This is a genomic window from Mycobacterium sp. NGS63, from assembly GCF_059812295.1.
The window spans coordinates 728,768-755,353 of the sequence record NZ_JCALCJ010000001.1; the positions used below are offsets into that span (position 1 = coordinate 728,768).

General features: G+C 71.1%; 29 protein-coding genes and 1 tRNA gene. 22 read left to right on the forward strand and 8 right to left on the reverse strand.

Features of this window, described 5'->3' with window-relative positions; all coding sequences use genetic code 11:
- Positions 1-167: 167 nt before the first annotated feature.
- Positions 168-1,448, reverse strand: a complete 1,281-nt coding sequence (locus AC5Y4Z_RS03140) for an ammonium transporter (protein ID WP_499960813.1) — start codon at positions 1,446-1,448, stop codon at positions 168-170.
- A 71-nt stretch (positions 1,449-1,519) separates the two neighbouring features.
- Here AC5Y4Z_RS03140 and AC5Y4Z_RS03145 point away from each other — a divergent pair, with 71 nt between their 5' ends.
- The 14 genes from AC5Y4Z_RS03145 to xerD all read left to right on the forward strand — a co-directional run bounded on the left by AC5Y4Z_RS03145 (position 1,520) and on the right by xerD (position 15,018).
- Positions 1,520-2,131 carry a DNA-3-methyladenine glycosylase gene (locus AC5Y4Z_RS03145; RefSeq protein WP_499960815.1) on the forward strand — a complete coding sequence of 204 codons (612 nt, stop codon included), beginning with the start codon at positions 1,520-1,522 and terminating at the stop codon, positions 2,129-2,131.
- 12 nt (positions 2,132-2,143) lie between these two features.
- On the forward strand, positions 2,144-3,415 hold the full coding sequence (gene tyrS / locus AC5Y4Z_RS03150) for a tyrosine--tRNA ligase (protein WP_499960817.1): 1,272 nt from the start codon (positions 2,144-2,146) through the stop codon (positions 3,413-3,415).
- Positions 3,416-3,467: 52 nt separating this feature from the next.
- A complete protein-coding gene (locus AC5Y4Z_RS03155) occupies positions 3,468-3,824 on the forward strand; it encodes a DUF732 domain-containing protein (RefSeq protein WP_499960818.1) in 357 nt (118 codons plus the stop codon).
- A gap of 23 nt (positions 3,825-3,847) precedes the next feature.
- Positions 3,848-4,576 (forward strand): hypothetical protein, encoded by a 729-nt coding sequence (locus AC5Y4Z_RS03160; RefSeq protein ID WP_499960819.1) that lies wholly within the window; start codon positions 3,848-3,850, stop codon positions 4,574-4,576.
- A 1-nt stretch (position 4,577) separates the two neighbouring features.
- On the forward strand, positions 4,578-5,573 hold the full coding sequence (locus AC5Y4Z_RS03165) for an HAD hydrolase-like protein (RefSeq protein ID WP_499960821.1): 996 nt from the start codon (positions 4,578-4,580) through the stop codon (positions 5,571-5,573).
- 12 nt (positions 5,574-5,585) lie between these two features.
- A complete protein-coding gene (locus AC5Y4Z_RS03170) occupies positions 5,586-5,759 on the forward strand; it encodes a hypothetical protein (RefSeq protein ID WP_499960823.1) in 174 nt (57 codons plus the stop codon).
- An 8-nt stretch (positions 5,760-5,767) separates the two neighbouring features.
- A complete protein-coding gene (locus tag AC5Y4Z_RS03175) occupies positions 5,768-6,577 on the forward strand; it encodes a TlyA family RNA methyltransferase (protein WP_499960825.1) in 810 nt (269 codons plus the stop codon).
- A complete protein-coding gene (locus AC5Y4Z_RS03180) occupies positions 6,574-7,497 on the forward strand; it encodes an NAD kinase (protein ID WP_499960826.1) in 924 nt (307 codons plus the stop codon). The genes AC5Y4Z_RS03175 and AC5Y4Z_RS03180 overlap by 4 nt, the downstream gene beginning before the upstream one ends.
- The gene (gene recN, locus AC5Y4Z_RS03185) at positions 7,497-9,239 is read left to right on the forward strand and encodes a DNA repair protein RecN (protein WP_499960827.1); all 1,743 of its coding nucleotides are present in this window, start codon (positions 7,497-7,499) and stop codon (positions 9,237-9,239) included. The genes AC5Y4Z_RS03180 and recN overlap by 1 nt, the downstream gene beginning before the upstream one ends.
- Before the next feature lie 210 nt (positions 9,240-9,449).
- Positions 9,450-10,631: a putative cytokinetic ring protein SteA gene (gene steA / locus AC5Y4Z_RS03190; RefSeq protein WP_499960828.1), complete on the forward strand. Its 1,182-nt coding sequence runs from the start codon at positions 9,450-9,452 to the stop codon at positions 10,629-10,631.
- A 12-nt stretch (positions 10,632-10,643) separates the two neighbouring features.
- A complete protein-coding gene (locus AC5Y4Z_RS03195; RefSeq protein ID WP_499960829.1) occupies positions 10,644-11,588 on the forward strand; it encodes a copper transporter in 945 nt (314 codons plus the stop codon).
- Between the two features lie 130 nt (positions 11,589-11,718).
- Entirely contained in the window at positions 11,719-13,467 is a 1,749-nt protein-coding gene (gene pyrG / locus AC5Y4Z_RS03200; protein ID WP_499960830.1) for a CTP synthase, read from the forward strand.
- Positions 13,460-14,083, forward strand: coding sequence for an NUDIX domain-containing protein (locus AC5Y4Z_RS03205; RefSeq protein WP_499960831.1), 624 nt, complete (start codon positions 13,460-13,462; stop codon positions 14,081-14,083). Before pyrG ends, AC5Y4Z_RS03205 begins: the two co-directional genes overlap by 8 nt.
- The gene (xerD, locus tag AC5Y4Z_RS03210) at positions 14,080-15,018 is read left to right on the forward strand and encodes a site-specific tyrosine recombinase XerD (RefSeq protein WP_499960833.1); all 939 of its coding nucleotides are present in this window, start codon (positions 14,080-14,082) and stop codon (positions 15,016-15,018) included. Before AC5Y4Z_RS03205 ends, xerD begins: the two co-directional genes overlap by 4 nt.
- 65 nt (positions 15,019-15,083) lie before the next feature.
- Here xerD and AC5Y4Z_RS03215 read toward each other — a convergent pair whose 3' ends face one another.
- Positions 15,084-15,836 (reverse strand): O-methyltransferase, encoded by a 753-nt coding sequence (locus AC5Y4Z_RS03215; protein WP_499960834.1) that lies wholly within the window; start codon positions 15,834-15,836, stop codon positions 15,084-15,086.
- A gap of 347 nt (positions 15,837-16,183) precedes the next feature.
- Here AC5Y4Z_RS03215 and AC5Y4Z_RS03220 point away from each other — a divergent pair, with 347 nt between their 5' ends.
- Genes AC5Y4Z_RS03220 through der form a run of 6 tightly spaced genes read left to right on the forward strand, consistent with a single transcriptional unit; the run spans position 16,184 to position 21,368 of the window.
- Positions 16,184-17,047, forward strand: coding sequence for a ParA family protein (locus AC5Y4Z_RS03220; protein WP_499960836.1), 864 nt, complete (start codon positions 16,184-16,186; stop codon positions 17,045-17,047).
- Positions 17,044-17,859, forward strand: coding sequence for a segregation/condensation protein A (locus AC5Y4Z_RS03225; protein WP_499960839.1), 816 nt, complete (start codon positions 17,044-17,046; stop codon positions 17,857-17,859). Before AC5Y4Z_RS03220 ends, AC5Y4Z_RS03225 begins: the two co-directional genes overlap by 4 nt.
- On the forward strand, positions 17,856-18,551 hold the full coding sequence (scpB, locus tag AC5Y4Z_RS03230) for an SMC-Scp complex subunit ScpB (protein WP_499960841.1): 696 nt from the start codon (positions 17,856-17,858) through the stop codon (positions 18,549-18,551). The genes AC5Y4Z_RS03225 and scpB overlap by 4 nt, the downstream gene beginning before the upstream one ends.
- Entirely contained in the window at positions 18,551-19,294 is a 744-nt protein-coding gene (locus AC5Y4Z_RS03235; protein WP_499960842.1) for a pseudouridine synthase, read from the forward strand. Before scpB ends, AC5Y4Z_RS03235 begins: the two co-directional genes overlap by 1 nt.
- Positions 19,291-19,971, forward strand: coding sequence for a (d)CMP kinase (gene cmk / locus AC5Y4Z_RS03240; RefSeq protein ID WP_499960843.1), 681 nt, complete (start codon positions 19,291-19,293; stop codon positions 19,969-19,971). The genes AC5Y4Z_RS03235 and cmk overlap by 4 nt, the downstream gene beginning before the upstream one ends.
- Positions 19,968-21,368, forward strand: a complete 1,401-nt coding sequence (gene der, locus AC5Y4Z_RS03245; protein WP_499960845.1) for a ribosome biogenesis GTPase Der — start codon at positions 19,968-19,970, stop codon at positions 21,366-21,368. Before cmk ends, der begins: the two co-directional genes overlap by 4 nt.
- Here the strand turns inward: der and AC5Y4Z_RS03250 are convergent.
- The 4 genes from AC5Y4Z_RS03250 to AC5Y4Z_RS03265 all read right to left on the reverse strand — a co-directional run bounded on the left by AC5Y4Z_RS03250 (position 21,365) and on the right by AC5Y4Z_RS03265 (position 23,075).
- A complete protein-coding gene (locus tag AC5Y4Z_RS03250) occupies positions 21,365-22,117 on the reverse strand; it encodes a PDDEXK-like family protein (RefSeq protein ID WP_499960846.1) in 753 nt (250 codons plus the stop codon). The two genes, der and AC5Y4Z_RS03250, sit on opposite strands and share 4 nt — an antisense overlap.
- 65 nt (positions 22,118-22,182) lie before the next feature.
- Positions 22,183-22,256: transfer RNA gene (locus tag AC5Y4Z_RS03255), tRNA-Pro, on the reverse strand.
- Between the two features lie 121 nt (positions 22,257-22,377).
- Positions 22,378-22,809, reverse strand: a complete 432-nt coding sequence (locus tag AC5Y4Z_RS03260; protein WP_499960848.1) for a type II toxin-antitoxin system VapC family toxin — start codon at positions 22,807-22,809, stop codon at positions 22,378-22,380.
- Positions 22,806-23,075, reverse strand: a complete 270-nt coding sequence (locus tag AC5Y4Z_RS03265; RefSeq protein WP_499960849.1) for a FitA-like ribbon-helix-helix domain-containing protein — start codon at positions 23,073-23,075, stop codon at positions 22,806-22,808. The genes AC5Y4Z_RS03260 and AC5Y4Z_RS03265 overlap by 4 nt, the downstream gene beginning before the upstream one ends.
- Before the next feature lie 460 nt (positions 23,076-23,535).
- On the opposite strand from AC5Y4Z_RS03265, the gene AC5Y4Z_RS03270 reads away from it, so the two are divergent.
- Together AC5Y4Z_RS03270 and AC5Y4Z_RS03275 are read left to right on the forward strand one after the other, a co-directional pair.
- Entirely contained in the window at positions 23,536-25,299 is a 1,764-nt protein-coding gene (locus AC5Y4Z_RS03270) for a PE family protein (protein WP_499960850.1), read from the forward strand.
- A gap of 90 nt (positions 25,300-25,389) precedes the next feature.
- On the forward strand, positions 25,390-25,548 hold the full coding sequence (locus tag AC5Y4Z_RS03275; protein ID WP_499960852.1) for a hypothetical protein: 159 nt from the start codon (positions 25,390-25,392) through the stop codon (positions 25,546-25,548).
- 11 nt (positions 25,549-25,559) lie between these two features.
- On the opposite strand, the gene AC5Y4Z_RS03280 is transcribed toward AC5Y4Z_RS03275, so the two are convergent.
- Positions 25,560-26,051: a glutathione peroxidase gene (locus AC5Y4Z_RS03280; protein ID WP_499960854.1), complete on the reverse strand. Its 492-nt coding sequence runs from the start codon at positions 26,049-26,051 to the stop codon at positions 25,560-25,562.
- A 57-nt stretch (positions 26,052-26,108) separates the two neighbouring features.
- A complete protein-coding gene (locus AC5Y4Z_RS03285) occupies positions 26,109-26,543 on the reverse strand; it encodes a DUF4383 domain-containing protein (protein WP_499960855.1) in 435 nt (144 codons plus the stop codon).
- Positions 26,544-26,586: the final 43 nt, after the last annotated feature.

The following is a 26,586-nucleotide window of genomic DNA, read 5'->3' on the forward strand; positions in this document are numbered from 1 at the left end:
CGTGGGCGGAGATCCGGCCGGAATCCCGCCCTACGCTCACACCCAAAGCCGTGAGTTCACACTCGACGGCCGGGCGTAAAACCGGTGATATCGCCGGCGCCATCACAATCCAGCAGGACCCATGCCCCGCCTCGCGGTACGCATGTGGCGCCCGATACAGCTGAGGATCAGCCCTCCGCGCGCTCCCCGGATCCGGGCCGACGGAACGGCAGGTGCCCGTGCACACCCTCGGCATACGCGGTTTCGGCGTGCTGGGTCAGGTCGACACCGGTGGTTTCGTCTTCCGGGCTGACCCGGAAGCCGATCATCCGATCGACCACCTTCGCGAGGACGAACGACATCGTGAACGAGTACAGCGTCACCACCACGATCGCCAGCGCCTGCTTGCCCAGCAGTCCGAGGCCGCCGCCGTACAAGACGCCCCGCGGGCCCGAGGTCATGACGGCCGTGGCGAGCAGCCCGATCAGCGACACCCCGACCACGCCGCCCACGAAGTGCACACCGACCACGTCGAGCGAATCGTCGTAGTTGAAACGGAATTTCGCGCCCACCGCGAACGAGCACACGACGCCGGCCGCCGCCCCGACGATCGCCGCGCCGAGCGTGTTGACAGTCCCGCACGACGGGGTGATGGCCACCAGCCCGGCCACCACCCCGGACGCCGCGCCGAACGTGGTGGGCCGGCCGTCGCGGAAACGCTCCACCGACAGCCAGCCGAGCATGCCCAGGCAGCCCGCGACGAGCGTGTTCAAGAAGATCGCCGCGGCGGTTCCGTTGGCGCCCAAGGCCGAACCGGCGTTGAACCCGAACCAGCCGAACCACAACAACCCGACGCCGAGCAACACGAACGGCAGGTTGTGTGGGCGCATCGCGTCCTTCTTGAACCCGATGCGCGGCCCGACCACCAGCGCCAAGGCCAGGGCGGACGAACCGGAGACGATCTCGACGACCAGGCCGCCCGCATAGTCGAGCACGCCCATCTTGGCCAGCCACCCGCCCGGGCCCCATACCCAGTGCGCGACAACCGAATACACCGCGACCGCCCAGGCCGTCACGAACGCCACCCACGCCGCGAACTTGGCGCGGTCGGCGATCGCGCCGCTGACCAGCGCGGCGGTGACGATCGCGAACGCCAACTGGAACGTGGCATAGAGCAGTTCGGGCACCGAGCCGTGGACGGTGTCGGGGGTGATGCCGAGCATCCCGATATGCCGGAGGTTGCCGACGAACCCGCCCGCCCCGTCCTCGGAGAAGGCGATGGTGTAGCCGACCAGCAGCCACGCCACGGTCACCAGCGGGATGGAGATGAAGCTCATCATGATCATGTTGAGCACGCCGGTGGTGCGCACCATCCCGCCGTAGAAGATCGCCAGCCCGGGGGTCATCAACAGCACCAGCGCGGTGCTGGCCAGCAGCCAGGCGGTGGCAGCAGGGTCGATCGCATGCATTCTTTGGGCTCCTTCTTGGGCTCCTAGCCACCGGGATACTGCCATGTTTGGGCCGCCAGTAGGTTCGATTGGTGGCCGCAGACCAGCTTTTAGCCGACCCGGTCGCGGCCGCACATCGGCTGTTGGGCGCCGTCCTCACCGGCCGCGGCGTGCGCGCGGTCGTCGTCGAGGTCGAGGCCTACGGCGGCGTTCCCGACGGCCCGTGGCCCGACGCCGCGGCGCACTCGTACCGCGGGCTGTCCGGCCGCAACGCGGTGATGTTCGGTCCGCCCGGGCGGCTCTACACCTACCGCAGCCACGGGATCCACGTCTGCGCCAATGTCTCGTGCGGGCCCGACGGGACGGCCGCGGCCGTGCTGCTGCGCGCGGCGGCCATCGAGGACGGCGCGGATGTCGCGCGCGCCCGCCGCGGCGAGCTGGTCCGTGCCACGGCGCTGGCGCGCGGGCCGGGCAACCTGTGCTCGGCCCTGGGAATCACCATGGACGACAACGGAATCGACCTGTTCGACCCAAGCGGCCCGGTGACCGTCGAGTTGCACGACCCGCTGACCGCGCTGTCCGGCCCCCGCGTCGGGGTCAGCAAGGCCGCCGACCGGCCGTGGCGATTGTGGCTGGGCGGGCGGCCGGAGGTCTCGGCCTACCGGCGAAGTCCGCGGGCGCCCGCCCCCGGGACCAGCGACTAGAGTTTTCCCCCGATGTCTTCCGGGATCCTTGACGAGCTGGGCTGGCGCGGGCTGATCGCGCAGTCCACCGACCTCGACGCGCTGGCCGCCGAGGCGCGGCGCGGGCCGATGACGGTCTACGCCGGCTTCGACCCGACCGCGCCCAGCCTGCACGCCGGGCACCTGGTGCCGCTGCTGGCGCTGCGCCGGTTCCAGCGCGCCGGGCACCGGCCCATCGTGCTGGCCGGCGGGGCCACCGGCATGATCGGCGACCCCCGCGACATCGGCGAGCGCAGCCTCAACGAGGCCGGCACCGTGGCCGCGTGGACCGAGCGGATCCGCGGACAGCTGGAGCGCTTTGTCGACTTTGACGACACCCCGACCGGCGCCCTCGTCGTCGACAACCTGGACTGGACGGGCCCGCTGTCGGCCGTCGAGTTCCTGCGCGACATCGGCAAGCACTTCTCGGTCAACGTGATGCTGGATCGCGACACCATCCGCCGGCGCCTGGACGGCGAGGGCATCTCCTACACCGAGTTCAGCTACATGCTGTTGCAGGCCAACGACTACGTGCAGCTGCACCAGCGCCACGGCTGCACGCTGCAGATCGGCGGCTCCGACCAGTGGGGCAACATCATCGCCGGCGTGCGCCTGGTCCGCCAGAAGCTCGGCGCCACCGTGCACGCGCTGACGGTCCCGCTGGTCACCGCGGCCGACGGCACCAAGTTCGGCAAGTCGACCGGGGGCGGCAGCCTGTGGCTGGACCCCCAGATGACCAGCCCGTACGCGTGGTACCAGTACTTCGTCAACACCGCCGACGCCGACGTGATCCGCTACCTGCGGTGGTTCACCTTCCTGAGCGCCGACGAGCTGGCCGAGCTGGAACAGGCGACCCAAGAGCGCCCGCAGCAACGCGCCGCGCAGCGCCGGCTGGCCCGGGAGCTGACGGTCCTGGTGCACGGCGAGGCGGCCACCGAGGCGGTCGAGCAGGCCAGCCGGGCGCTGTTCGGGCAGGGCGAACTGGACCGGCTGGACGAGGCGACGCTGACCGCCGCGCTGCGCGAGACGCCGGTCGCCGAGCTCAAGCCCGGCAGCCCCGACAAGATCGTCGACCTGCTGGTGGCCAGCGGCCTGTCGGCCAGCAAGGGGGCCGCGCGGCGCACCATCGGCGAGGGCGGCGTGTCGGTCAACAACGTGCGCATCGACAGCGAGGAGTGGGCGCCGCGGCCGTCGGACTTCCTGCACGGCCGGTGGCTGGTGCTGCGCCGCGGCAAGCGCAACATCGCCGGGATCGAGAAGGTCTAGACACCCAAACCGTTACCGCGCCGTGGCCCCGACGTGACCGGCGCCGACCACTGTGGTCACGGTGACTGCGACGCGGGTGCTGCGGGTTGTCGGGATGGGCGCCGGCGTGGCGGGGCTGACGGCCGCGCTGGCGGCGCCCGTCCACGCGGACCTGATGGGCAACGCGTTCCTGCGGGCGCTGACGAACGCCGGCGTCGCGGTGTCCGAGCCGGACGCCACGATGGCGCTGGGCCAGTCGGTCTGCCCGATGCTGGTGGCGCCCGGCGGGTCGTTCGACTCCGTCATCTCCGCGATGGCCGACGGCAGCGGGATGTCGCGCGACGCCGCGGGCGTGTTCACCATCATCGCGATCGCGACCTATTGCCCCGCGCTGCTGGCGCCGCTGCTGTCCAACCGGGTCCCGGCGTAACAGGCCCCCGTATCCTCGGCTGCGTGGTCGAGGACAGGCGGCGGCGCGCGCCGCGCACGGATCGCGCCCCGCGCACGGATCGCGCGCCGCAGGACGGCCCGCCGATACCGGCCGGGGTGGAGGCCAACCAGCTCGCGCCGGAAGTCCGCCGCGAGCTGAGCACCCTGGACCGCGCCACGGCCGACGCCGTGGCGCGCCACCTCGTCGCCGCCGGCGAGCTGCTCGACGAGGACCCCGAAGCCGCGCTGCGCCACGCCCGCGCGGCGCGGGCCCGGTCCAGCCGGATCGCCGCCGTCCGCGAGGCCGTCGGGATCGCGGCCTACCACTGCCGCGACTGGTCCCAGGCGCTGGCCGAATTGCGCGCCGCCCGCCGGATGGGCAGCAAGTCGCCGCTGCTGCCGCTGATCGTGGATTGCGAACGCGGGCTTGGCCGTCCGGAGCGCGCGCTCGAGCTGGCCCGCGGCCCCGAGGCGGCCCAGCTGTCCGGCGACGACGCCGACGAGTTGCGCATCGTCGCCGCCGGCGCCCGCGCGGACCTCGGACAGCTCGAGCAGGCGCTGACCGTCCTGTCCACGCCGCAGCTGGACCCGGGCCGCACCGGCTCGACGGCGGCGCGGCTGTTCTACGCCTACGCCGACACGCTGCTGGCGCTGGGCCGCAACGACGAGGCGCTGCAATGGTTTTTGCGCTCGGCGGCCGCCGACGTCGACGGCGTCACCGACGCCGAGGAACGCGTCGGCGAGCTGGCCTGAGATGAAAAGCCTTGCCCAGCAGTATGATTGCCTGCTGATCGACCTGGACGGCACCGTCTTCCGCGGCGCCCAGCCGACCAAGGACGCGGCGCAGTCGCTCGACGACGTGAAAGCCCGCAAGCTCTATGTCACCAACAACGCGTCGCGCAGCGCCGACGAGGTCGCCTCGCACCTGCGCGATCTCGGCTTCACCGCCGCCGGTGCGGACGTCGTCACCAGCGCGCAGAGCGCGGCCGGGTTGCTGGCCGACGAGTTGGAGCCGGGCTCGAAGGTGCTGATCGTGGGCACCGACGCGCTGGCCAACGAGATCGCGGCCGTGGGACTGCGCCCGGTGCGCCGGTTCGACGAGGATCCGGTGGCCGTCGTGCAGGGCCTGTCCACCACCATCGGCTGGCCGGACCTGGCCGAGGCCGCGCTGGCCATCCGCGCCGGCGCGCTGTGGGTGGCCGCCAACGTCGACCCGACCCTGCCCACCGAGCGGGGCCTGCTGCCCGGCAACGGATCGTTCGTGGCCGCGCTGCGGGCCGCGACCGGCGCCGAACCGCGGGTCGCCGGCAAGCCCGCGCCGCGGCTGCTGCAGGACGCGGTGGCCCGCGGGGACTTCCGCGCGCCGCTGGTCGTCGGGGACCGGCTCGACACCGACATCGAGGGGGCCAACGCCGCGCGGCTGCCCAGCCTGATGGTGCTCACCGGGGTCAACACCGCGCGCGACGCCGTCTACGCCGACCCGGACCTGCGGCCCACCTACATCGGCCACGACCTGCGCTCGCTGCACTCCGACCCCGACGCGCTCGCGGTGGGCCCGCAGCCGGGCTGGCGGGTCGACACCAAGGACGGGGCGGTGACGGTCCGCGCCGACGGCGCCGACGAGGGGGACGGGCTGGCGGTCGTGCGCGCGGTCGCCGCCGCGGTGTGGGGAGCCCAGGGCGACGACGTGCGCATCCAGGCCGCCGACGACCCGGCCCGCGACGCGCTGCAACGCTGGTCTTTGGGCTAGCGTAGGAGCGCGATGACTACCGATCCCGATCAGATCCGCGCAGAAATCGACGCCCTGGTGGCCCAGTTGCCCGAACCCGACGCAGAACACGAGCTGTCGCTCGCCCAGCTCGAAGACATCGCGCGCCGACTCTCCGAGGCGCACGACGTGCTGCTACAGGCGCTGGAGTCGGCGGAGAAGGGCTGAGTACCGCCGTGGCACGGCGTGCCCGCGTCGACGCCGAGCTCGTGCGCCGCGGGCTCGCCCGGTCCCGTCAGCAGGCCGCGGAGTTGATCGGCGCCGGCAAGGTGAGCATCGACGGCATGCCGGCGCGCAAGCCCGGCACCGCCGTCGACGTCACCGCGGCGTTGACCGTCGCCGCCGACACCGGGCGCGGCTGGGTGTCGCGCGGCGCGCACAAACTCATCGGGGCGCTGGACGCGTTCGGCGTCGGCGTCGAGGGCCGCCGCTGCCTGGACGCCGGCGCGTCGACGGGCGGGTTCACCGAGGTGCTGCTGGACCGCGGCGCCGCGGAGGTGGTGGCCGTCGACGTCGGGTACGGGCAGCTGGCCTGGTCGCTGCGCAGCGACCAGCGGGTCGTCGTCGTCGAGCGCACCAACGCCCGCGACCTGACCCCCGACGCGATCGGCGGGCCGGTCGACCTGGTGGTGGCCGACCTGTCGTTCATCTCGCTGGCCACCGTGTTGCCCGCGCTGATTGGATGCGCTTGGCCCAGCGCGGATATCGTTCCCATGGTGAAGCCGCAGTTTGAGGTGGGGAAGGGTCAGGTCGGCGCCGGCGGCGTCGTCCACGACGCCGGCTTGCGCGCCGACGCGGTGCTGGGGGTCGCGCGGCGTGCCGCGCAGCTGGGCTGGCACGCCCTCGACGTCACCGCCAGCCCGCTGCCGGGCCCGTCGGGCAACGTCGAATACTTTCTGTGGTTGCGCGCCGAAACCGACCGGACCCTGTCCGACGACGCGTTGGTGGCCGCGGTGGGGCGCGCGGTGAGCGAGGGCCCGGCATGAGCACCGAACGCACCATCCTGCTGGTGGTCCACACCGGCCGCGACGAGGCGACGGAAACCGCGCGGCGCGTCGAGAAAGTCTTGAGCGACAACGGGATTGGGCTGCGCGTGCTGTCCGCAGAGGCGGTGGACCGGGGATCGCTGCACCTGGCGCCCGACGACATGCGGGCCATGGGCGTCGAAATCGAGGTGGTCGACGCCGACCCCCAGGCGGCCGACGGCTGCGAGCTGGTGATGGTGCTCGGCGGCGACGGCACGTTCCTGCGCGCCGCCGAGCTGGCCCGCAACGCCGGCATCCCGGTGCTGGGCGTCAACCTGGGCCGGATCGGCTTCCTGGCCGAGGCCGAAGCCGAGGCCATCGACCGCGTGCTCGACCACGTGGTGTCCCGCGACTACCGCGTGGAGAACCGCCTGACGCTGGACATCGTGGTCCGCCACCGGGGTCGCGTCATCGAGCACGGCTGGGCGCTCAACGAGGCCAGCCTGGAAAAGGGCCCGCGGCTCGGCGTGCTCGGCGTGGTCGTCGAGATCGACGGACGCCCGGTGTCGGCGTTCGGCTGCGACGGGGTGCTGGTGTCCACGCCGACGGGATCCACCGCCTACGCTTTCTCGGCGGGCGGCCCGGTGCTGTGGCCCGATCTCGAGGCAATCCTGGTGGTACCCAACAACGCTCACGCGCTGTTCGGCCGGCCCATGGTCACCAGCCCCGAGGCCACCATCGCGATCGAGATCGAGGCCGACGGCCACGACGCCCTGGTGTTCTGCGACGGCCGCCGTGAAATGCGCATCCCGGCCGGCAGCCGGATCGAGGTGACCCGCTGCGACACCGCGGTCAAATGGGCGCGCCTGGACAGCGCGCCGTTCACCGACCGCCTGGTGCGCAAGTTCCGGTTGCCGGTGACCGGGTGGCGCGGCAATTAATGCTGACCGAACTGCGCATCGAGTCGCTGGGCGCCATCAGCGTCGCGACCGCCGAGTTCGACCGCGGGCTCACGGTGCTCACCGGTGAGACCGGCACCGGCAAGACGATGGTGGTGACCGGGCTGCACCTGCTCGGCGGCGCCCGCGCCGACGCCACCCGGGTCCGCTCCGGCGCCGAGCGCGCGATGGTCGAAGGCCGTTTCAGCACAAGCGATCTCGACGACTCCGCGGCCGCCCTCCTAGACGGGATGCTCGACGCGTCGGGCGCCGAGCGCGACGAGGACGGCAGCGTCATCGCGCTGCGCTCGGTCAGCCGCGACGGGCCCTCGCGCGCGTACCTGGGCGGCCGCAGCGTGCCCGCCAAGTCGCTGAGCGGCTTCACCACCGAGCTGCTCACCCTGCACGGGCAGAACGACCAGCTGCGGCTGATGCGCCCGGAGGAACAACGCGGCGCGCTGGACCGCTTCGCCGACTCCGGCGCGGCCCTCGAGCGCTACCGCAAGCTGCGCGACGCGTGGCTCACGGCGCGGCGCGACCTCGCCGACCGCCGCGACCGCGCCCGGGAACTGGCCCAGGAGGCCGACCGGCTGAAGTTCGCGCTCAACGAGATCGACACCGTCGACCCGCAGCCCGGCGAGGACGAGGCGCTGGTCGCCGACATCCTGCGGCTGTCCGAACTGGACACGCTGCGCGAGGCCGCCGCCACCGCGCGCGCGGCGCTGTCGGCAGACGACGTCGGTGCAACCGACGGACTGGGAAGGGCCAGGGCCGCATTGGAATCGGCCGACGACGCGACGCTGCGGGCGCTGGCCGGCCAGCTCGGCGAGGCGCTGGCGGTGGTCGCCGACGCGGCGCACGAGCTCGGCGCCTTCCTCGACGAGCTGCCCGTCGACGCCAGCGCGCTGGAATCCAAGCTGGCCCGCCAGGCCGAGCTGCGCACCCTGACCCGCAAGTACGCCGCCGACATCGACGGCGTGCTGCGCTGGGCGCACGAAGCGCGCGACCGGATGGCGCAACTCGACGTGTCCGAGGAGGGGCTTGCGGCGTTGGCTAATCGCGTCGACGAGCTGGCCCGCGAACTCGGCGCCGCCGCAGTCGATCTCGGCAAGGCGCGCCGCAAGGCCGCCAAGCGGCTGGCCAAGGAGGTGACCGCGGAGCTGTCCGCGCTGGCGATGGGCGACGCGGAATTCACCGTCGACGTCGCCACCGACCCGGCCGGCCCGGACGACCCGGCCGCGCTGAAGCTGCCGTCGGGTGAGCTGGCCCGCGCCGGCGGCGACGGCGTCGACCAGGTCGAGTTCGGCTTCGCCGCGCACCGCGGCATGACGGTGCTGCCGCTGGCCAAGAGCGCGTCGGGCGGCGAGCTGTCGCGGGTGATGCTGGCGCTGGAAGTGGTGCTCGCCGCGTCGCGACGGATCTCGGTGGGCACCACGATGGTGTTCGACGAGATCGACGCCGGCGTCGGCGGGCGGGCCGCGGTGCAGATCGGGCGGCGGCTGGCCCGGCTGGCCCGCACCCATCAGGTCATCGTCGTCACGCACCTGCCGCAGGTGGCGGCCTACGCCGACGTGCATCTGGTGGTGCACAGCGGCGGGCCGAAGGGCGCGAGCGGGGTGCGGCGGGTCAGCGACGACGACCGGGTGGCGGAGCTGGCCCGGATGCTGGCCGGGCTGGGCGAGTCCGACAGCGGCCGCGCGCACGCCCGCGAGCTCCTCGAGGCCGCGCAGCGGGACGAAATCTGAGGCCCCCCCTCCTCGCGAGCGGCCCGCCCCCCTCCTCGCGAGCGCCCGTGTTGGTACGGCGACACGCCGCAAACTCCGTACATTTGCGGCCCCTCGCCGCGACCAACCCGTAACCGGCTTGTGACAGGTGTGACTCTAGATAACTTCTGAGGCGGATGTTACGGCGCGCCTCCACCCCTCATCCCGGCTTGGCCTACAGAATCGAGCCCCATGAAGATGTCAGGGCTGCTCTCGCGTAATCCGTCCCGACCGGGCCTCACCGGCACCGCCCGGGTCGACCGGAACATCGACCGCCTGCTGCGCAGGGTGTGTCCCGGCGACATCGTGGTTCTCGACATCCTGGACCTCGACCGCATCACCGCCGACGCGCTGGTGGAGGCCGACATCGCCGCCGTCGTCAACGCGTCCCCGTCGGTGTCGGGCCGCTACCCCAACCTGGGGCCCGAGGTCCTGGTCAACAACGGGGTGACCCTCATCGACGAGACCGGGCCCGACGTCTTCAAGAAGGTCAAGGACGGCGCCAAGATCCGCCTCTACGAGGGCGGCGTGTACTCCGGCGACCGCCGGCTGGTGCGCGGCACCGAGCGGACCGACCACGACATCGCCGACCTGATGCGCGAAGCCAAGAGCGGCCTGGCCGCGCACCTGGAGGCGTTCGCCGGCAACACGATCGAGTTCATCAAGAGCGAGAGCCCGCTGCTGATCGACGGCATCGGCATCCCCGACATCGACGTCGACCTGCGCCGCCGGCACGTGGTGATCGTCGCCGACGAGCCCACCGCCGCCGACGACCTGCGTTCGCTGAAGCCGTTCATCAAGGAGTACCAGCCGGTGCTCATCGGCGTGAGCTCCGGCGCGGATGTGTTGCGCAAGGCCGGGTATCGCCCCCAGATCATCGTCGGCGACCCCGACCAGATCAGCACCGAGGCCCTCAAGTGCGGCGCCCACGTCGTGCTGCCCGCCGACGCCGACGGCCACGCGCCCGGCCTCGAGCGGATTCAGGACCTCGGCGTGGGGGCGATGACGTTCCCGGCCGCGGGTTCGGCGGTCGACCTGGCCCTGCTGCTGGCCGACCACCACGGCGCCGCGCTGCTCGTCACGGCCGGCCACACCGCCAACATCGAGACGTTCTTCGACCGCACGCGCGCGCAGAGCAACCCGTCGACGTTTTTGACCCGGCTCCGGGTGGGGGAGAAGGTGGTGGACGCCAAGGCCGTTGCCACCCTGTACCGCAACCACATTTCCGCGGGCGCCATCGCGCTGCTGGCCCTGACGATGCTGATCGCCGTGATCGTGGCCCTGTGGGTGTCGCGCACCGACGCCACGGTGCTGCACTGGGTCGTCGACTACTGGAACCGCTTCTCCCTCTGGGTGCAGCACCTGATCACCTAAAGGGGTGCGTCCATGATCTCGTTACGCCAACACGCGCTGTCGCTGGCCGCCGTATTTTTGGCGCTGGCCGTCGGGGTCGTGCTGGGCTCCGGCTTCTTGTCGGACACCCTGCTGTCCAGCCTGCGTGACGAGAAGCGTGACCTGTACACACAGATCAACGGGCTCAACGACCAGAAGAACGTGATGAACGAAAAGCTGGCCGCGGCAAACAATTTCGACAACCAGCTGGCCGGCCGGATCGTGCACGACGCGCTGGGCGGCAAGTCGGTGGTCGTCTTCCGTACCCCGGACGCCAAGGACGACGACGTCGCCGCGGTGGCGAAATTCGTCGGCCAGGCCGGCGGCACGATCACCGGAACGGTGTCGCTGACCCAGGAGTTCGTCGACGCCAACTCCGCGGAGAAGCTGCGCACCGTAGTCAACTCGTCGGTGCTGCCGGCCGGGCAGCAGCTGAGCACCAAGCTCGTCGACCAGGGTTCGCAGGCCGGCGACCTGCTGGGCATCGCCCTGCTGATCAACGCCAACCCTGCCGTGCCGCCCGTCGGCGACCCCGAGCGCGACACTGTGCTCGCCTCCCTGCGCGAGACCGGCTTCATCACCTACCAGCCCGCCGACCACATCGGGGCGGCCAACGCCGCGCTGGTCGTCACCGGCGGCGCGCTGCCCGCCGACGCCGGCAACCAGGGCGTCAGCGTGGCCCGGTTCTCCGCCGCGCTGGCCCCACACGGCTCGGGTACCCTGCTGGCCGGGCGCGACGGCTCGGCCACCGGCGGTGCCGCCGTCGCCGTGACCCGCGCCGACGCCGGCATGTCGTCGGCGATCAGCACGGTCGACGACGTCGACGCCGCGCCGGGGCGGATCACCGCGGTGCTCGGCCTGCACGACCTGATCAACGGCGGCCACGTCGGGCAGTACGGCGCCGGGCACGGGGCCAGCTCGATCACCGTGCCCCAGTAGCGCTCCTTTGCTAGGGCGTGTTCGCGGCGGCTGACGGTGGCTGATGTTAGGGTGGGTTTCCGTGGTCGGCAGGCCCAGCTAGCTAACGCTAGACAACCTCAAGCCCTGCCCGTCGTCACGGAGGTCGCCAGTGCGCAAGCACCCGCAAACCGCCACCAAGCACCTCTTCGTCAGCGGTGGGGTCGCCTCCTCGCTGGGCAAGGGGCTGACGGCCAGTAGCCTCGGTCAGCTGCTGACGGCGCGCGGGTTGCACGTGACGATGCAGAAGCTCGACCCCTACCTCAACGTCGACCCGGGCACCATGAACCCGTTCCAGCACGGCGAGGTGTTCGTCACCGAGGACGGCGCCGAGACCGACCTCGACGTCGGTCACTACGAGCGGTTCTTGGATCGCGACCTGTCCGGCTCGGCGAATGTCACTACCGGGCAAGTGTATTCGAGTGTGATCGCCAAGGAGCGGCGCGGCGAATACCTCGGCGACACGGTGCAGGTGATCCCGCACATCACCGACGAGATCAAACGGCGCATCCTGGCGATGGCGCTGCCGGACGCCGACGGCAACCGGCCCGACGTCGTCATCACCGAAATCGGCGGCACCGTGGGCGATATCGAGTCGCAGCCCTTTCTGGAGGCGGCGCGCCAGGTGCGCCACGACCTCGGCCGCGAGAACGTGTTCTTTCTGCACGTGTCGCTGGTGCCCTACCTGGCGCCGTCGGGCGAGCTCAAGACCAAGCCCACCCAGCACTCGGTGGCCGCCCTGCGCAGCATCGGTATCACCCCCGACGCGCTGATCCTGCGCAGCGACCGCGACGTCCCCGAGGCGCTGAAGAACAAGATCGCGCTGATGTGCGACGTCGACATCGACGGCGTCATCTCCACCCCGGACGCCCCGTCGATCTACGACATCCCCAAGGTGCTGCACCGCGAGGAACTCGACGCGTTCGTGGTGCGGCGCCTCAACCTGCCGTTCCGCGACGTCGACTGGACCGAGTGGGACGACCTGCTGCGCCGGGTGCACGAGCCGCACGAGACGGTGCGGATCGCCTTGGTGGGCAAGTACGTTGAGCTCTCCGACGCCTACCTGTCGGTCACCGAGGCGCTGCGCGCCGGCGGTTTCTTCCACCACGCGAAGGTCGAGATGGTGTGGGTGCCTTCCGACGACTGCGCGAACCCGACCGACGCCGCGGCCGCGCTGGGCGACGTGCACGGCGTGCTGATCCCCGGCGGGTTCGGCATCCGTGGCATCGAGGGCAAGATCGGCGCCATCCGCCACGCCCGCGGGCGCGGGCTGCCGGTGCTGGGGCTGTGCCTCGGGCTGCAGTGCATCGTGATCGAGGCGGCGCGCTCGGTGGGCCTGACCGAGGCCAACTCGGCCGAATTCGAGCCCGCCACACCGGATCCCGTGATCTCCACGATGGCCGACCAGGAACAGATCATCGCCGGCGAGGCCGACCTCGGCGGCACCATGCGCCTCGGCGCCTATCCCGCCGTGCTGCAACCGGATTCCCTTGTGGCACAAGCCTATGGGGCCACCGAGGTGTCCGAGCGGCACCGGCACCGCTACGAGGTCAACAACGCCTACCGCGACCGGATCGCCGAAAGCGGCCTGCGTTTCTCCGGAACCTCGCCCGACGGACACCTCGTCGAGTTCGTCGAGTACCCGCCGGAGGTGCACCCGTTCATCGTCGGCACCCAGGCCCACCCCGAACTGAAGAGCCGGCCCACCCGCCCGCACCCGCTGTTCGCGGCGTTCGTCAAGGCGGCGCTCGACTACGCGGCCGGCGAGCTGCTGCCCGTCGAGATCCCCGAGCACACCTCCAACGGCAACCACCGAGACAGCACTCAGCGGCCGCTACCCGAGCCCGCGGCCCGTGGCTGAACACGTCTTCGAGACGGCGTCATCCGAAACGCTGCACACCGGAAAGATTTTCGCGCTGCGCCGCGATCAGGTCCGGATGCCGGGCGGCAAGGTCGTCACCCGCGAGGTCGTCGAGCACTTCGGCGCGGTGGCCGTGGTCGCGATGGACGACGACGGCAACATCGTCATGGTCTACCAGTACCGGCACGCGTTCGGCCGGCGGTTGTGGGAACTGCCCGCCGGGCTGCTCGACGTCGGCGGCGAGCCGGCGCAGCAAACGGCCGCCCGCGAGCTGCAGGAGGAGGCCGGCCTGCGGGCCGACACCTGGCGGGTGCTCGTCGACCTCGACTCCACGCCCGGCTTCAGCGACGAATCGGTGCGCGTCTACCTGGCCACCGATCTGACCGAGGTGGACCGGCCCGAGGCGCACGACGAAGAGGCCGACATGACGCTGCAGTGGTACCCGCTGGCGGACGTCGTCGGCAAGGTGCTCCGCGGCGAGATCGTCAATGCCATTGCGGTGGCCGGGATTCTGGCCGCCCACGTCGTCACCACCGAGTCCATCACGGCGCGCCCCGCGGACAGCCCGTGGAAAGACCGGCCGACCGCGTTCGCCGCGCGAAGGGCCGCGCAGTGACAGCTGCCCTGGACACCCAGCTGCAGGGCTACCTCGACCACCTCACGATCGAGCGGGGCGTGGCGAAGAACACCCTGAGCTCCTATCGCCGCGACCTGCGCCGCTACTCGAAGCACCTGTCCGACCGGGGAATTCACGACCTGGCCAAGGTCGGCGAGGACGACGTCAGCGAGTTCCTGGTGGCGCTGCGCCGCGGCGACCCCGACTCCGGGACGGGGGCGCTCTCGGCGGTGTCGGCGGCGCGGGCGCTGATCGCGGTGCGCGGCCTGCACCGCTTCGCCGCCGCCGAGGGGCTCACCGAGCTCGACGTGGCGCGGGCGGTGCGGCCGCCGACGCCGGGCCGGCGGTTGCCCAAGAGCCTCACGATCGACGAAGTGCTGGCATTGCTGGAGGGCGCCGGCGGTGACAGCCCCAGCGACGGGCCGCTGACGCTGCGCAACCGCGCGCTGCTGGAGTTGTTGTACTCCACCGGATCCCGGATCTCGGAGGCCGTCGGCCTCGACGTCGACGACATCGACACCGAGGACCGCTCGGTGCTGCTGCGCGGCAAGGGCGGCAAGCAACGGCTGGTGCCCATCGGGCGCCCCGCGGTGCAGGCGGTGGACGCATACCTGGTGCGCGGGCGCCCCGCCCTGGCGCGCCGCGGCCGCGGGACGCCGGCCATCTTCCTCAACGCGCGCGGCGGCCGGTTGTCGCGGCAAAGCGCCTGGCAGGTGCTGCAGGACGCGGCCGAGCGCGCGGGCATCACGTCCGGGGTGTCGCCGCACATGCTGCGGCATTCGTTCGCGACCCACCTGCTCGAGGGCGGCGCCGACGTCCGCGTCGTGCAGGAGCTACTCGGGCACGCCTCGGTGACCACGACGCAGATCTACACGCTGGTCACCGTGCACGCGCTGCGCGAGGTGTGGGCCGGGGCGCATCCGCGCGCGCAGTAACGTGTCAACGCCCAACGTCGAGTTGTTGGGCGAAACTGCCGAAATCGTCGACAACAAGTCGACGCTCAGCGCAAATAGTCGGACTCCAGCACCAGGTCGGGCACCATCGACTGGTATTCCAGGTGCGTGTCGTGCTCGACGGTGTTCCACAGCGTGCCCTGCTGCTCGCGCATGTACGCGCGGTATTTCGGCGCGCCGGGCACCTTGACGTTGTCGGCCACCACGATCGAGCCCCGGTGCAGCCAGCCACGGTCCAGGATGCTCATCAGGTCGTCCAGATAGGCGTGCTTGTCGTGGTCGAGGAACACGAAATCCAGCGCACCGGAAGTGAATCCGTGCTCACTCGCCAGCGCGTCGAGGGTGCGCCCGCCGTCGCCGATGGTGCCGACGACGCACGTCACCCGGTCGCCGACGCCGGCGTGCTCCCAGATCTGGCGGGCGTTGGCGGCGTTGGCCTCGGAGAGCTCGACGGAATACACCTTGGCGCCCGGCGCGGCGCGCGCGATGCGCAGCGCGCCGTAGCCGCAGTAGGTGCCCAGCTCGAGCGCGAGCGTCGGATCGGCGCGGCGCACGGCCGCGTCGAGCAGCAGACCTTTCTCGTCGCCGACGTTGATCAGGATCGACTTCTCGTAGGCGAACTTGTCCAGCGTGCCCAGCACGTCGTCGACGTCGCCGGCGCGGGCGTGTTTCACCACGTACTCGACCGCCGCGGCTTCGCGCCCGTCGCCGATCTGGCCGGTGATGTTGATGTGGCGGATCCCGGGGAGCATCCGCCACACCGACCAGCGCAGCAGGGGCAGTCGTCGTTTGAGGCCCATGGACGGCCACGATAGCCGCGGCGGCTTTCACCGAGCGGTTGCCGTCGGCCCGGCGTCCCGCCTGTGGGGTGTGAATCCTGGGCTTTCAGTATGAATCGTGGGCGGAGAAATCGCGGGAAGGGTCGCCACGGGTTCACACCCAACGCCCTGGGTTCACACCGAAAGCCCACGCCCCCGGGCGCCGCCAATGTTGCTGGTGTGACTGGAGTTAACTCCCCGTGCGCCCGGGCGCCCCACCAGCGATGAACACACATATTGGCTGGTTAATTGCCTGCGGGTCGCCCGGCGTACGCGCGCGCAGCCGTTACACTTTCTGCGATGTTCACCTCCCGAACACACCGGGCATGATGGCCGAGCAACCGGACAGTGCCGTCGAGATCGGCTTGACGGGACGCCCGCCGCGGCCGATCCCCGAGCCGGAGCCGCGCACCTCGCACGGCCCGGCCAAGGTCGTCGCGATGTGCAACCAGAAGGGCGGCGTCGGGAAGACCACGTCGACGATCAACCTGGGCGCTGCGCTGGCCGAGTACGGCCGGCGGGTGCTGCTGGTGGACATGGACCCGCAGGGCGCGCTGTCCGCGGGCCTGGGCGTGCCGCACTACGAGCTGGAGAAGACGATCCACAACGTGCTGGTGGAGCCGCGGGTGTCGATCGACGACGTGCTGCTGTCCACGCGGGTCAACCACATGGACCTGGTGCCGTCCAACATCGACCTGTCGGCCGCCGAGATCCAGCTGGTGAACGAGGTGGGGCGCGAGCAGACCCTGGGCCGCGCGCTGTATCCGGTGCTGGACCGCTACGACTACGTCCTCATCGACTGCCAGCCGTCGCTGGGCCTGCTCACCGTCAACGGCCTCGCCTGCGCGGACGGCGTGGTGATCCCGACCGAATGCGAGTTCTTCTCGCTGCGCGGGCTGGCGCTGCTCACCGACACCGTCGACAAGGTGCGCGACCGGCTCAACCCGAAGCTGGAGATCAGCGGCATCCTGCTGACCCGTTACGACCCGCGCACCGTCAACGCGCGCGAGGTGATGGCCCGCGTCGTGGAGCGGTTCGGCGACCTGGTGTTCGACACCGTCGTCACCCGCACCGTGCGGTTCCCGGAGACCAGCGTGGCGGGCGAGCCGATCACCACCTGGGCGCCGCGGTCGACCGGCGCCACCGCCTACCGCGCGCTGGCCCGCGAGTTCATCCACCGATTCGGCGCGTGAACGCCACCGCAAACGGTGAGGCGCCCGCCAAGAACGGTTTTCAAGTCCGCCTGACCAACTTCGAGGGGCCGTTCGATCTGCTGCTGCAGCTGATCTTCGCCCATCGCCTCGACGTCACCGAGGTGGCGCTGCACCAGGTCACCGACGACTTCATCGCCTACACCCGCGAGATCGGTTCGCAGCTGGGACTGGAGGAGACCACCGCGTTCCTGGTGATCGCGGCGACGCTGCTCGACCTCAAGGCCGCCCGCCTGCTGCCGGCCGGGCAGATCGACGACGAGGAGGACCTGGCGCTCCTCGAGGTTCGCGACCTGCTGTTCGCCCGGCTGCTGCAGTACCGCGCGTTCAAGCACGTCGCGGAGATGTTCGCCGAGCTGGAGGCCGCCGCGCTGCGCAGCTACCCGCGCGCCGTGTCGCTCGAGGACCGGTTCACCGAGCTGCTCCCGGAGGTGATGCTGGGCGTCGACGCCGAGCGGTTCGCCCAGATCGCCGCGGTCGCGTTCACCCCGCGCCCGGTGCCGACGGTGGCCGTGGGCCACCTGCACGAGGTGATGGTCTCGGTGCCCGAGCAGGCCGGCAAGCTGCTGGCCATCCTGGAGGCCCGCGGCAGCGGCCAGTGGGCGACGTTTTCCGAGCTGGTCGCCGACTGCCAGGGGTCGCTGGAGGTGGTCGGGCGCTTCCTGGCGCTGCTCGAGCTCTACCGGAGCCGGACGGTAGCATTCGACCAGTCAGAGCCGCTTGGCGTGCTCCAAATTTCATGGACCGGGGAGCGCCCGACGAGCGAGTCCCTGGTAGAGGTGCGGGACGAATGACCGACTTTGAATCCGAGGAGTTGCCCGAAGATCTCGGCATCGAGATCGCCGAGGCGGCGCCGATGGACGCCGAGGAACTCGGCTCGGTGCTGGAGGCGCTGTTGCTGGTGGTGGACACGCCGGTGACCGCCGAGGCGCTGGCGTCGGCCACGCAGCAGCCCGTCTACCGGATCGCCGCCAAGCTGCAGCAGATGGCCGAGGAGCTCACCGAACGCGACAGCGGCATCGACCTGCGGCAGACCAGTGACGGCTGGCGGATGTACACCCGCGCCCGGTTCGCGCCGTATGTGGAGAAGCTGTTGCTGGACGGCGCGCGCTCCAAGCTGACCCGGGCCGCGCTGGAGACGCTGGCCGTGGTCGCCTACCGCCAGCCCGTGACGCGCGCGCGGGTGAGCGCGGTGCGCGGCGTCAACGTCGACGCCGTGATGCGCACCCTGCTGGCGCGCGGCCTGATCACCGAGGCCGGTGCCGACGACGACACCGGCGCGACGACGTTCGCCACCACCGAGCTGTTCCTGGAGCGGCTGGGATTGACGTCGCTGGCCGACCTGCCCGACATCGCGCCGCTGCTGCCCGACGTCGACACGATCGAGGACCTGAGCGAAACCCTGGACAGCGAGCCACGTTTCGTCAAACTCGCGGGCGGCTCGGCGCCCGAGCAGGCCCTGTCCTTCGATGTGGACAAGGATTGATGGTCGACACTCAGGGGATCCGCTTGCAAAAAGTGTTGTCCCAAGCCGGAATTGCCTCGCGCCGGGCGGCCGAGAAGCTCATCGTCGACGGCCGCGTCGAGGTGGACGGGCAGGTGGTGACCGAGCTGGGCACCCGCGTCGACCCCGACGCGTCGGTGATCCGCGTCGACGGGGCCAGGGTGGTGGTCGACGACTCGCTGGTGTACCTGGCGCTGAACAAGCCGCGCGGCATGCACTCGACCATGTCGGACGATCGGGGCCGCCCGTGCATCGGCGATCTGGTCGAGCGCCGGGTGCGTGGCAACAAGAAGCTGTTTCACGTCGGCCGGCTGGACGCCGACACCGAGGGGCTGATCCTGCTGACCAATGACGGCGAGCTGGCGCACCGGCTGATGCATCCTTCGCACGAGGTGCCCAAGACGTATCTGGCCACCGTGGCGGGGGCGGTGCCGCGCGGGCTGGGCAAGAAGCTGCGCGCCGGGATCGAGCTGGACGACGGTGTGGCGCGCGTCGACGACTTCGCGGTGCTGGATTCGATTCCGGGTAAGACGTTGGTGCGCTTGACATTACACGAGGGGCGCAACCGCATCGTGCGCCGTCTGCTGGCGGCCGCGGGGTATCCGGTGGAGGCGCTGGTGCGCACGGACATCGGCGCGGTGTCGCTGGGCGAGCAGCGCCCGGGGAGCATCCGCGCGTTGCGGCGCGACGAGGTCGGCCGGCTGTATCAGGCGGTGGGCCTGTGACTGTGGTGGTGGCCATCGACGGGCCGGCGGGGACCGGGAAGTCCTCGGTGTCAAAGGGTTTGGCGCGCGCGCTGGGCGCCCGCTACCTGGACACCGGGGCGATGTACCGGATCGTGACGCTGGCCGTGCTGCGCGCCGGGGTCGACCCCGCGGACGGTGCAGCCGTCGAGAAGGTGGCGTCTGAGGCGCGGCTGTCGGTCGGCTACGACCCCGACGCGGTCTGCTGTTACCTTGCCGGGGAAGACGTTTCGTCGGAAATCCGCGGTGACGAGGTGACCAGGGCGGTCTCGGCGGTGTCGTCGGTGCCGGCCGTGCGCGCCCGCCTGGTCGCGCTGCAGCGGGAGATGGCCGAGGGGCCCGGTGCCGTCGTCGTCGAGGGCCGCGACATCGGAACCGTGGTCCTGCCCGGCGCGCCGGTGAAGATCTTCCTCACCGCGTCGGCCGAGACTCGGGCCAAGCGCCGCAACGACCAGAACGTCGCGTCGGGTCTGGCCGACGACTACGAGGGCGTGCTCGCCGACGTGCGCCGCCGCGACCACCTCGATTCCAGCAGGGCCGTGTCACCGCTGCGCGCGGCCGGCGACGCGGTCGTCGTCGACACCAGCGACATGACCGAGGCCCAGGTGATCGACCACCTGCTCGAATTGGTCAGGCAGCGAAGCGAGGCGGTGCGGTGACGCAGGACGGCACCTGGGCCGACGAAAGCGACTGGGAGGCGGTCGATTCCGGCGTAGCGGAGGTGGACGAGGCGGGCCCCGCGCCGGTGGTGGCGATCGTGGGCCGGCCCAACGTCGGCAAGTCGACCCTGGTCAACCGGATCCTCGGGCGGCGCGAGGCGGTGGTGCAGGACATCCCCGGCGTGACCCGCGACCGCGTCTCCTACGACGCGCTGTGGATCGGGCGCCGCTTCGTCGTGCAGGACACCGGGGGATGGGAGCCCGACGCCAAGGGCCTGCAGCAGCTGGTCGCCGAGCAGGCGTCGGTGGCGATGCGCACCGCCGACGCGGTGATCCTGGTGGTCGACGCCACCGTCGGCGCCACCACGGCCGACGAGGCCGCCGCCCGCATCCTGCTGCGCTCGGGCAAGCCGGTTTTCCTGGCGGCCAACAAGGTTGACAGCGAGAAGGCCGAGGCCGACGTCGCCGAGTTGTGGTCGCTGGGGCTCGGTGAGCCGCACGCGATCAGCGCCATGCACGGTCGCGGCGTGGCCGACCTGCTCGACGAGCTGCTGGCCGCGCTGCCGGAGCTGTCGGAGGCGGCGCCGGCGGCCGGCGGTCCGCGGCGGGTGGCGCTGGTCGGCAAGCCGAACGTGGGCAAGAGCTCGTTGCTGAACAAGCTGGCCGGCGACCAGCGTTCGGTGGTGCACGAGGTGGCGGGGACGACAGTCGACCCGGTGGACTCGCTCATCGAATTGGGCGGCAGGGTATGGCGTTTCGTCGACACCGCGGGCCTGCGCCGCAAGGTCGGGCAGGCGCGCGGGCACGAGTTCTACGCGTCGGTGCGCACCCACTCGGCCATCGACGCGGCCGAGGTGGTGGTCGTTCTCGTCGACGCGTCCGAGCCGCTGACCGAACAGGACCAGCGGGTGCTGTCGATGGTCATCGAGGCCGGCCGCGCGCTGGTGCTGGCCTTCAACAAGTGGGACCGCGTCGACGAGGACCGGCGCGAGCTGCTGGAGCGCGAGATCGACCGCGAGCTGGTGCAGCTGCGCTGGGCGCAGCGGGTCAACATCTCGGCCCGCACCGGCCGCGCGGTGCAGAAGCTGGTGCCGGCGATGGAGACCGCGCTGGCGTCGTGGGACACCCGGATTCCGACCGGCCAACTGAACACCTGGATCAAGGAGGTGGTGGCGGCCACGCCGCCGCCGGTGCGCGGCGGCAAACAGCCGCGCATCCTGTTCGCCACCCAGGCCACCGCCCGCCCGCCGACGTTCGTGCTGTTCACCACCGGCTTCCTGGAGGCCGGTTACCGGCGCTTCCTGGAGCGGCGGCTGCGCGAGGCGTTCGGGTTCGAGGGCAGCCCGATCCGGATCAACGTGCGGGTGCGCGAGAAGCGGGGAGCCAAGCGGCGTTAGCTTGCGCTGTCAAGGTCGGGGAGGCCGTCGAGCGGTGCAGCGGGCAACCGGTAGTCCGCATACGCCGTGAGCCGGATTGCCATCAGGCCGCCGACGACTGCCTCGGGGATGAGGTAGTAGCCGAAGTCACCGTCGATGACGAAGAAGTAATCGACTTCGTCGGGCCCGGAGGTCGCGCGTTCCCTGCCGGAATTGGAGATCCATGCGGTCCACGCACCCCCTTGCTTGACCGTGGTCGTTTTGACTTGGACGCGCTGGGCTGCCGCGCCGATCCACACCAGCAGGTCGTAGGGGCACTGCTCGAGCGGCCAGGAGACAGACTGGCCACACAGCTCGAACCATGCCGCCGCCAGGAGCGAGCCCGCCCTCGCCAGATTGGCGCGGTGCGGACGCATGGCGGCGACTGGCGTGTGGGGCGGCCGCGTCGAGGTCAGGTGCGTGGTATCGAGGCCGAGCCGTACCGCGTGGCCGCGGATCGTCGTCGTACTCGATCCGCCGGCCAGCCCGAGCTCTTGCGCGACCTGAGCCCAGCTCGTGGCCGACGCGACGGCGGCGGCGAGCTGTTGGTCGGTCCACCGTCGCTGGCCGGTGAAATGGGTGTAGTCGAGGCCAAGCCGGTCGGCGTGCGTGCGTACGGAACGCATGGCGGCAGCAGAGGTGGCGTTAAGGCCCAACGCGCGCAGGGCACCGCGCCAGGAACGGGAGACCCGGATGGCCTCGATCAATTGGGAATCCGAATAGCGCCTCACGGCCCGACGTTACTGCGCCACACCCATGTTGCGCCATCGGGTGGCGGTCCGCCGGAGGATAACGGTCGGGCTGACAGGATTTGAACCTGCGACCCCTACACCCCCAGTGTAGTGCGCTACCAAACTGCGCCACAGCCCGTCGGTCCGCCGCAATTGCTACAGACGCGAGGGAACGATACCCCAATGCCCCGCCTGACTATCCGGGGGCACGCAGGGCGCCCGCGTGGGCGCTTCTCGCCCAGGTCCGCCACGGCACCGCGCTAGCGAGTGTCGTCGGGTCGGATGGTGACGACGGCGCAGTGGATGGCGGCCCCGGATCGTCCGATGCGCGCATCGCTCGTCAGCAGTGCGGTTGCGTGACGTTCGGCGGCGGCGACGTAGATAGCGTCTGGGTACCGCAGCGATGCCTGAGCAAGAGCCCAGGCCCGGTGAACATCGCTCCAGGGTGTTGGCTCGATGGTGATTTCCAGGGCCGCTGCGTCGTGTAACGCCTGTTCTATCTGACTCTGCTGCAGCGGATGATTCGGCCGGTTCGCAGCGGCTACTAGGCCCGAAAGAATCTCGACGGCGAAATGGCCTGGGGCGAGCAGACGTTCAGAGGCGGGGTGTTCCGCTAGCGCGCGGCGGGCGCCCCGTCCCCTCGGGCCCGAGTCGGTGACGGCGTCGATGACGACAGAGGCGTCGACGATCACGTCGTACGGCCGAGCCGCGCACCACGGTCGGCATGCGCGTCATCGATCGCGTCCAGTATCGCTTGACGATCCTGCTCGGCGACGGCGCGTTCATCCGCTAAGCGTTCTGCGGTCCGGTTTAACGCTTCGCGCCGGCGCAGGTGAGCGGCTTGCGCGTGCACTGCTTCGAGTAGGTACGCCTGGAGCGACATCCCTTGTGCCGTGGCCGCCGACCGGATCTGGTCGAGGTCTTCGGTCGGGACATCTCGGATGAGCACATTTGCCACAGAACCATGCTATCACTAGCGATAGCACTAGTGTAAGCACAGGCGCATACGCCGACGACCTTCCCGCCGAACAGCGATGAGTGAGCATGTTGTGGACATCATGCAAGCCCATTGCCGAGGCGGAAATCACCCGCGGGAACAGATGCCCGATCGCTTCGGGCGTTGGCGCTCAGCGCATCTCGCATCTGAAGCGCGCAATTTGTGCAATACGCATTGGTAAAAACGAGCAAGACCGATTTGGGGCCGCACCGCGTGCACAGCCAAACGTCCGCCGCCACAGCCGGATTCGCTCCGCGACCCCGATGTGACCGATCGCCGGTGACCGATCGCCCCAACGGCCGCGCCGTAACCAAAGCGTTAACGTTTCACGCAACGCCGAGCTATCAGACCGGAACGGGCATACACTCCTTCCCTCCAACCCGACGCGCCAACGCGCCCGATGATTTGGCGGAGGATAGCGATGTCCTATCTGGCGGCGGCCCCCGAGCTTTTTGCCTCGGCGGCAACGGATCTGTCCAACATCGGCTCGGCACTGACCGCCGCGAGGGCGGCCGCCGCGGACCCGACCACGGTCCTGCTCGCGGCCGCCGAGGACGAAGTGTCGGCGGCGGTGGCGTCCGTGTTCAGCACGCACGGGCAGGCCTTCCAGGCGCTCGGCGCGCAGGCGGCGGCGTTTCATACCCAGTTCGTGCAGGCCCTCGGCGGCGCGGGTGGCGCCTATGCGGCCACCGAGGCGGCCAACGCCTCGCCATTGCAGACCGCTTGGCAGGACGTGCGGGCGGTGATCAACGCGCCGACGGAGTTGTTGTTGGGGACGCCGTTGATCGGCAAGGGCACCGATGGGGCACCGGGGACCGGGCAGCCGGGTGGGCCGGGCGGATTGTTGTGGGGCGACGGCGGCAACGGCGGGTCGGGTGCGCCCGGGCAGTCCGGCGGCCGCGGCGGTAACGCCTGGTTGTTCGGCAATGGCGGTTTGGGTGGGGCCGGGGGGGCGGGGGTCACGGGGACCACGGGTTCGGCGGCCACCAGCACCCCCGGCGGCCTCGGCGGCAACGGCGGTATAGGGGGCGCGGGCGGAAACGGCGGGCTGATCATGGGCAGCGGCGGTGCCGGCGGCATTGGCGGTGTTGGTGGGCTCGGCGGCGCGGGCGGTGCCGGCGCCTCCGGTTTGCTCACTGGCAGCGGAACCGACGGTGGCCACGGTGGCAACGGCGGCACGGGCGGGGTCGGGGGTCAACCGCAGGGGCTGGCGGGCCTCTTCGGCGGCCACGCGGGCGCCAACGGCAGCGGCGGCGCGGGCGGCGACGGGGGTCAGGGCGGCCACGGCGGCTCCTCATTCCTCAGCGGCCCCGGCGGCAACGGCGGCAACGGCGGCGATGCCGGCTCGGGTGGCAGCGCGGGCGGCGCCGGCGGCGCCGCGGGCGCCGACGGCAACGGGGGTACCGGCGGCGACGGCGGCGACGCCAGCTTGCTTGGCGTCAACGGAGCCGTGGGCGCCGATGGTGGCAACGGCGGCCACGGCGGCAACAGCGTCGGCGGCAACGGAGGTAACGGCGGTAATGGCGGCAACGGCGCCGGCGGCACGCTCTCGGGCGTCGCGAAAGGGACCCTCGCTGGTGGTGGTGGCGGCGGTGGCGGCGCGGGCGGCCACAGCACCAACGGCCATGGCGGTGACGGCGGCAAGGGCGGCGCCGGCGGCGAGGTCCAAATCAATCCGGGTTCCACGACCGCTTATGCCGACGGCATCGGCGGCGCCGGCGGCTCTGGCGCCAGCCACGTCGGCCCCGCCGGCGGCCCCGGCGGTGGCGGGGGCGGTGGCGGCGCCGCCAGCGTCGGGGCCACCGGCAACGGGATCACCGGAGCCACCGGAAACACCGGCGGCGGCATTTCCGACGGCGGTCAGGGCGGCGCCGGCGGCTTCGTCTCCGGCGGCACGGACACCACCGCGGTGCTCGCCGCCGGCGGCGGTGGCGGCGGTGGCGGTGGTGGCATCGACGGTTTCGGCGGCGCCGGCGGGGACGGGGGCGCGGGCAACTATCAGGGCCCGGGCAACGGCGGATTCGCCAGTGGCGGTTCCGGCGGCACCGGCGGCAACCCCGGCGGCACCGGCAGCGGCATCGGCCCGGGTGGCAACGCCGGCGTCGGCGGGGGTGGCGGCGGCGGAGCCCTTCTGGGCAGTTCCGGCATCGGTGCCGGTGGTCGCGGCGGCAACGGCGGTCCCTAGCGCCGGCATCGGGGCGGTGCGGCACCGATGCGCACCACGTGGGCGATCTGTACTGTCCGGTTCGCCCAGATCGGCGATACGATTTCGGGCATGCCCAATCATCATCCGTCGCGGTCATGGCGCGGCTGCGCGATGTGCAAACCGCACAAGCGCCGCGGTACCGGACGGGCCGTCAAAGAGCCCGTGCGGGTGTTGCGCAAGCTGGGCAAGTCACGTCGCCTCAGCCGTCGCGACGTCGGCGCAACGTAAGGGGTCTGGGCTCACCGTCGGGGCAGGACGGCCTCGATCGCGCTGACGACCTCCGGGGCGTCGGGCTCGGTGCGCGGGCGAAACCGGTTGACCACCTCACCGCCCGGGGCGATCAGGAATTTCTCGAAGTTCCACTGGATGTCGCCCGCCTGGCCATCGGAATCGGCCGCCTTGGTCAACTCGGCGTAGAGCGGGTGGCGGTCGGCGCCGTTGACGTCGGTCTTGGCCAGCAGCGGGAACGTGACCCCATACGTCGTCGAGCAGAACTGCTGGATTTCCTCGGCCGTGCCCGGTTCCTGGCCCATGAACTGGTTGCACGGGACGCCGACGACGGTCAGGCCACGGTCGCGATAGTCCTTGGCCAGCTTCTCCAAGGCCGAGTACTGGGGCGTGAGTCCGCATTTGGAGGCCACGTTGACGACCAGCGTTGCGCCGCCGGACAATTCGGCCAGCGTGGTCGGTTGGCCGTCGAGGGTGGTCAGGGCGATGTCGTTGAGGGTCACGCCGACGACGCTAACACTGCGCGCGCGGGCCGGCGCCGGCCGCGCGGGCTGTGGACGCTACGGCGCTTTGCGCAAATCGCCGAGCGAGTTTTTCAGTCCACCGTCCAGGCGGATCTGGATGACGGCCGCCGCCGCCATCACCGCGGCGGTCACCAGGTGCACGACCGCGTCGGTGGTGTTGTTGGGGAAGGTGAACACCAACGCGACTTGATGCGAGAAAAACGCCCAAATGCCCGGCAGCGCGCCGGCTACCGCGGCGAACAGCAGATACAACACCGCCCACGACTTGCGGAACGCGAAGATCAGGCCCGGAGCGAACAGGGCCAGGCCGGCGACCGCATGCCAGCCGTTGTAGTCCATCCCGAGCAGCTGGACGGTCGGAGCGCCGGGTCCGGTCGCGAAGCTGGGATTGACGACGAGACCGATCACCGCCTGAACGACGTGAAACGCGCTGATGACCAGCAGCCCGAGCTGCGCGCAACTCCACCTCATCGTGCACCTCCTTGTGCAGGGCGGGATGGCGTAATACTACGCA

Excerpts from the sequence above, each read along its gene's own strand:
- AC5Y4Z_RS03140 (WP_499960813.1), bottom strand. The coding sequence starts at position 1,448 with ATGCATGCGATCGACCCTGCTGCCACCGCCTGGCTGCTGGCCAGCACC.
- tyrS (WP_499960817.1), top strand. The coding sequence starts at position 2,144 with ATGTCTTCCGGGATCCTTGACGAGCTGGGCTGGCGCGGGCTGATCGCG.
- AC5Y4Z_RS03165 (WP_499960821.1), top strand. The coding sequence starts at position 4,578 with ATGAAAAGCCTTGCCCAGCAGTATGATTGCCTGCTGATCGACCTGGAC.
- AC5Y4Z_RS03170 (WP_499960823.1), top strand. The coding sequence starts at position 5,586 with ATGACTACCGATCCCGATCAGATCCGCGCAGAAATCGACGCCCTGGTG.
- AC5Y4Z_RS03180 (WP_499960826.1), top strand. The coding sequence starts at position 6,574 with ATGAGCACCGAACGCACCATCCTGCTGGTGGTCCACACCGGCCGCGAC.
- recN (WP_499960827.1), top strand. The coding sequence starts at position 7,497 with ATGCTGACCGAACTGCGCATCGAGTCGCTGGGCGCCATCAGCGTCGCG.
- steA (WP_499960828.1), top strand. The coding sequence starts at position 9,450 with ATGAAGATGTCAGGGCTGCTCTCGCGTAATCCGTCCCGACCGGGCCTC.
- AC5Y4Z_RS03195 (WP_499960829.1), top strand. The coding sequence starts at position 10,644 with ATGATCTCGTTACGCCAACACGCGCTGTCGCTGGCCGCCGTATTTTTG.
- AC5Y4Z_RS03215 (WP_499960834.1), bottom strand. The coding sequence starts at position 15,836 with ATGGGCCTCAAACGACGACTGCCCCTGCTGCGCTGGTCGGTGTGGCGG.
- AC5Y4Z_RS03220 (WP_499960836.1), top strand. The coding sequence starts at position 16,184 with ATGGCCGAGCAACCGGACAGTGCCGTCGAGATCGGCTTGACGGGACGC.
- scpB (WP_499960841.1), top strand. The coding sequence starts at position 17,856 with ATGACCGACTTTGAATCCGAGGAGTTGCCCGAAGATCTCGGCATCGAG.
- AC5Y4Z_RS03235 (WP_499960842.1), top strand. The coding sequence starts at position 18,551 with ATGGTCGACACTCAGGGGATCCGCTTGCAAAAAGTGTTGTCCCAAGCC.
- AC5Y4Z_RS03270 (WP_499960850.1), top strand. The coding sequence starts at position 23,536 with ATGTCCTATCTGGCGGCGGCCCCCGAGCTTTTTGCCTCGGCGGCAACG.
- AC5Y4Z_RS03275 (WP_499960852.1), top strand. The coding sequence starts at position 25,390 with ATGCCCAATCATCATCCGTCGCGGTCATGGCGCGGCTGCGCGATGTGC.
- AC5Y4Z_RS03285 (WP_499960855.1), bottom strand. The coding sequence starts at position 26,543 with ATGAGGTGGAGTTGCGCGCAGCTCGGGCTGCTGGTCATCAGCGCGTTT.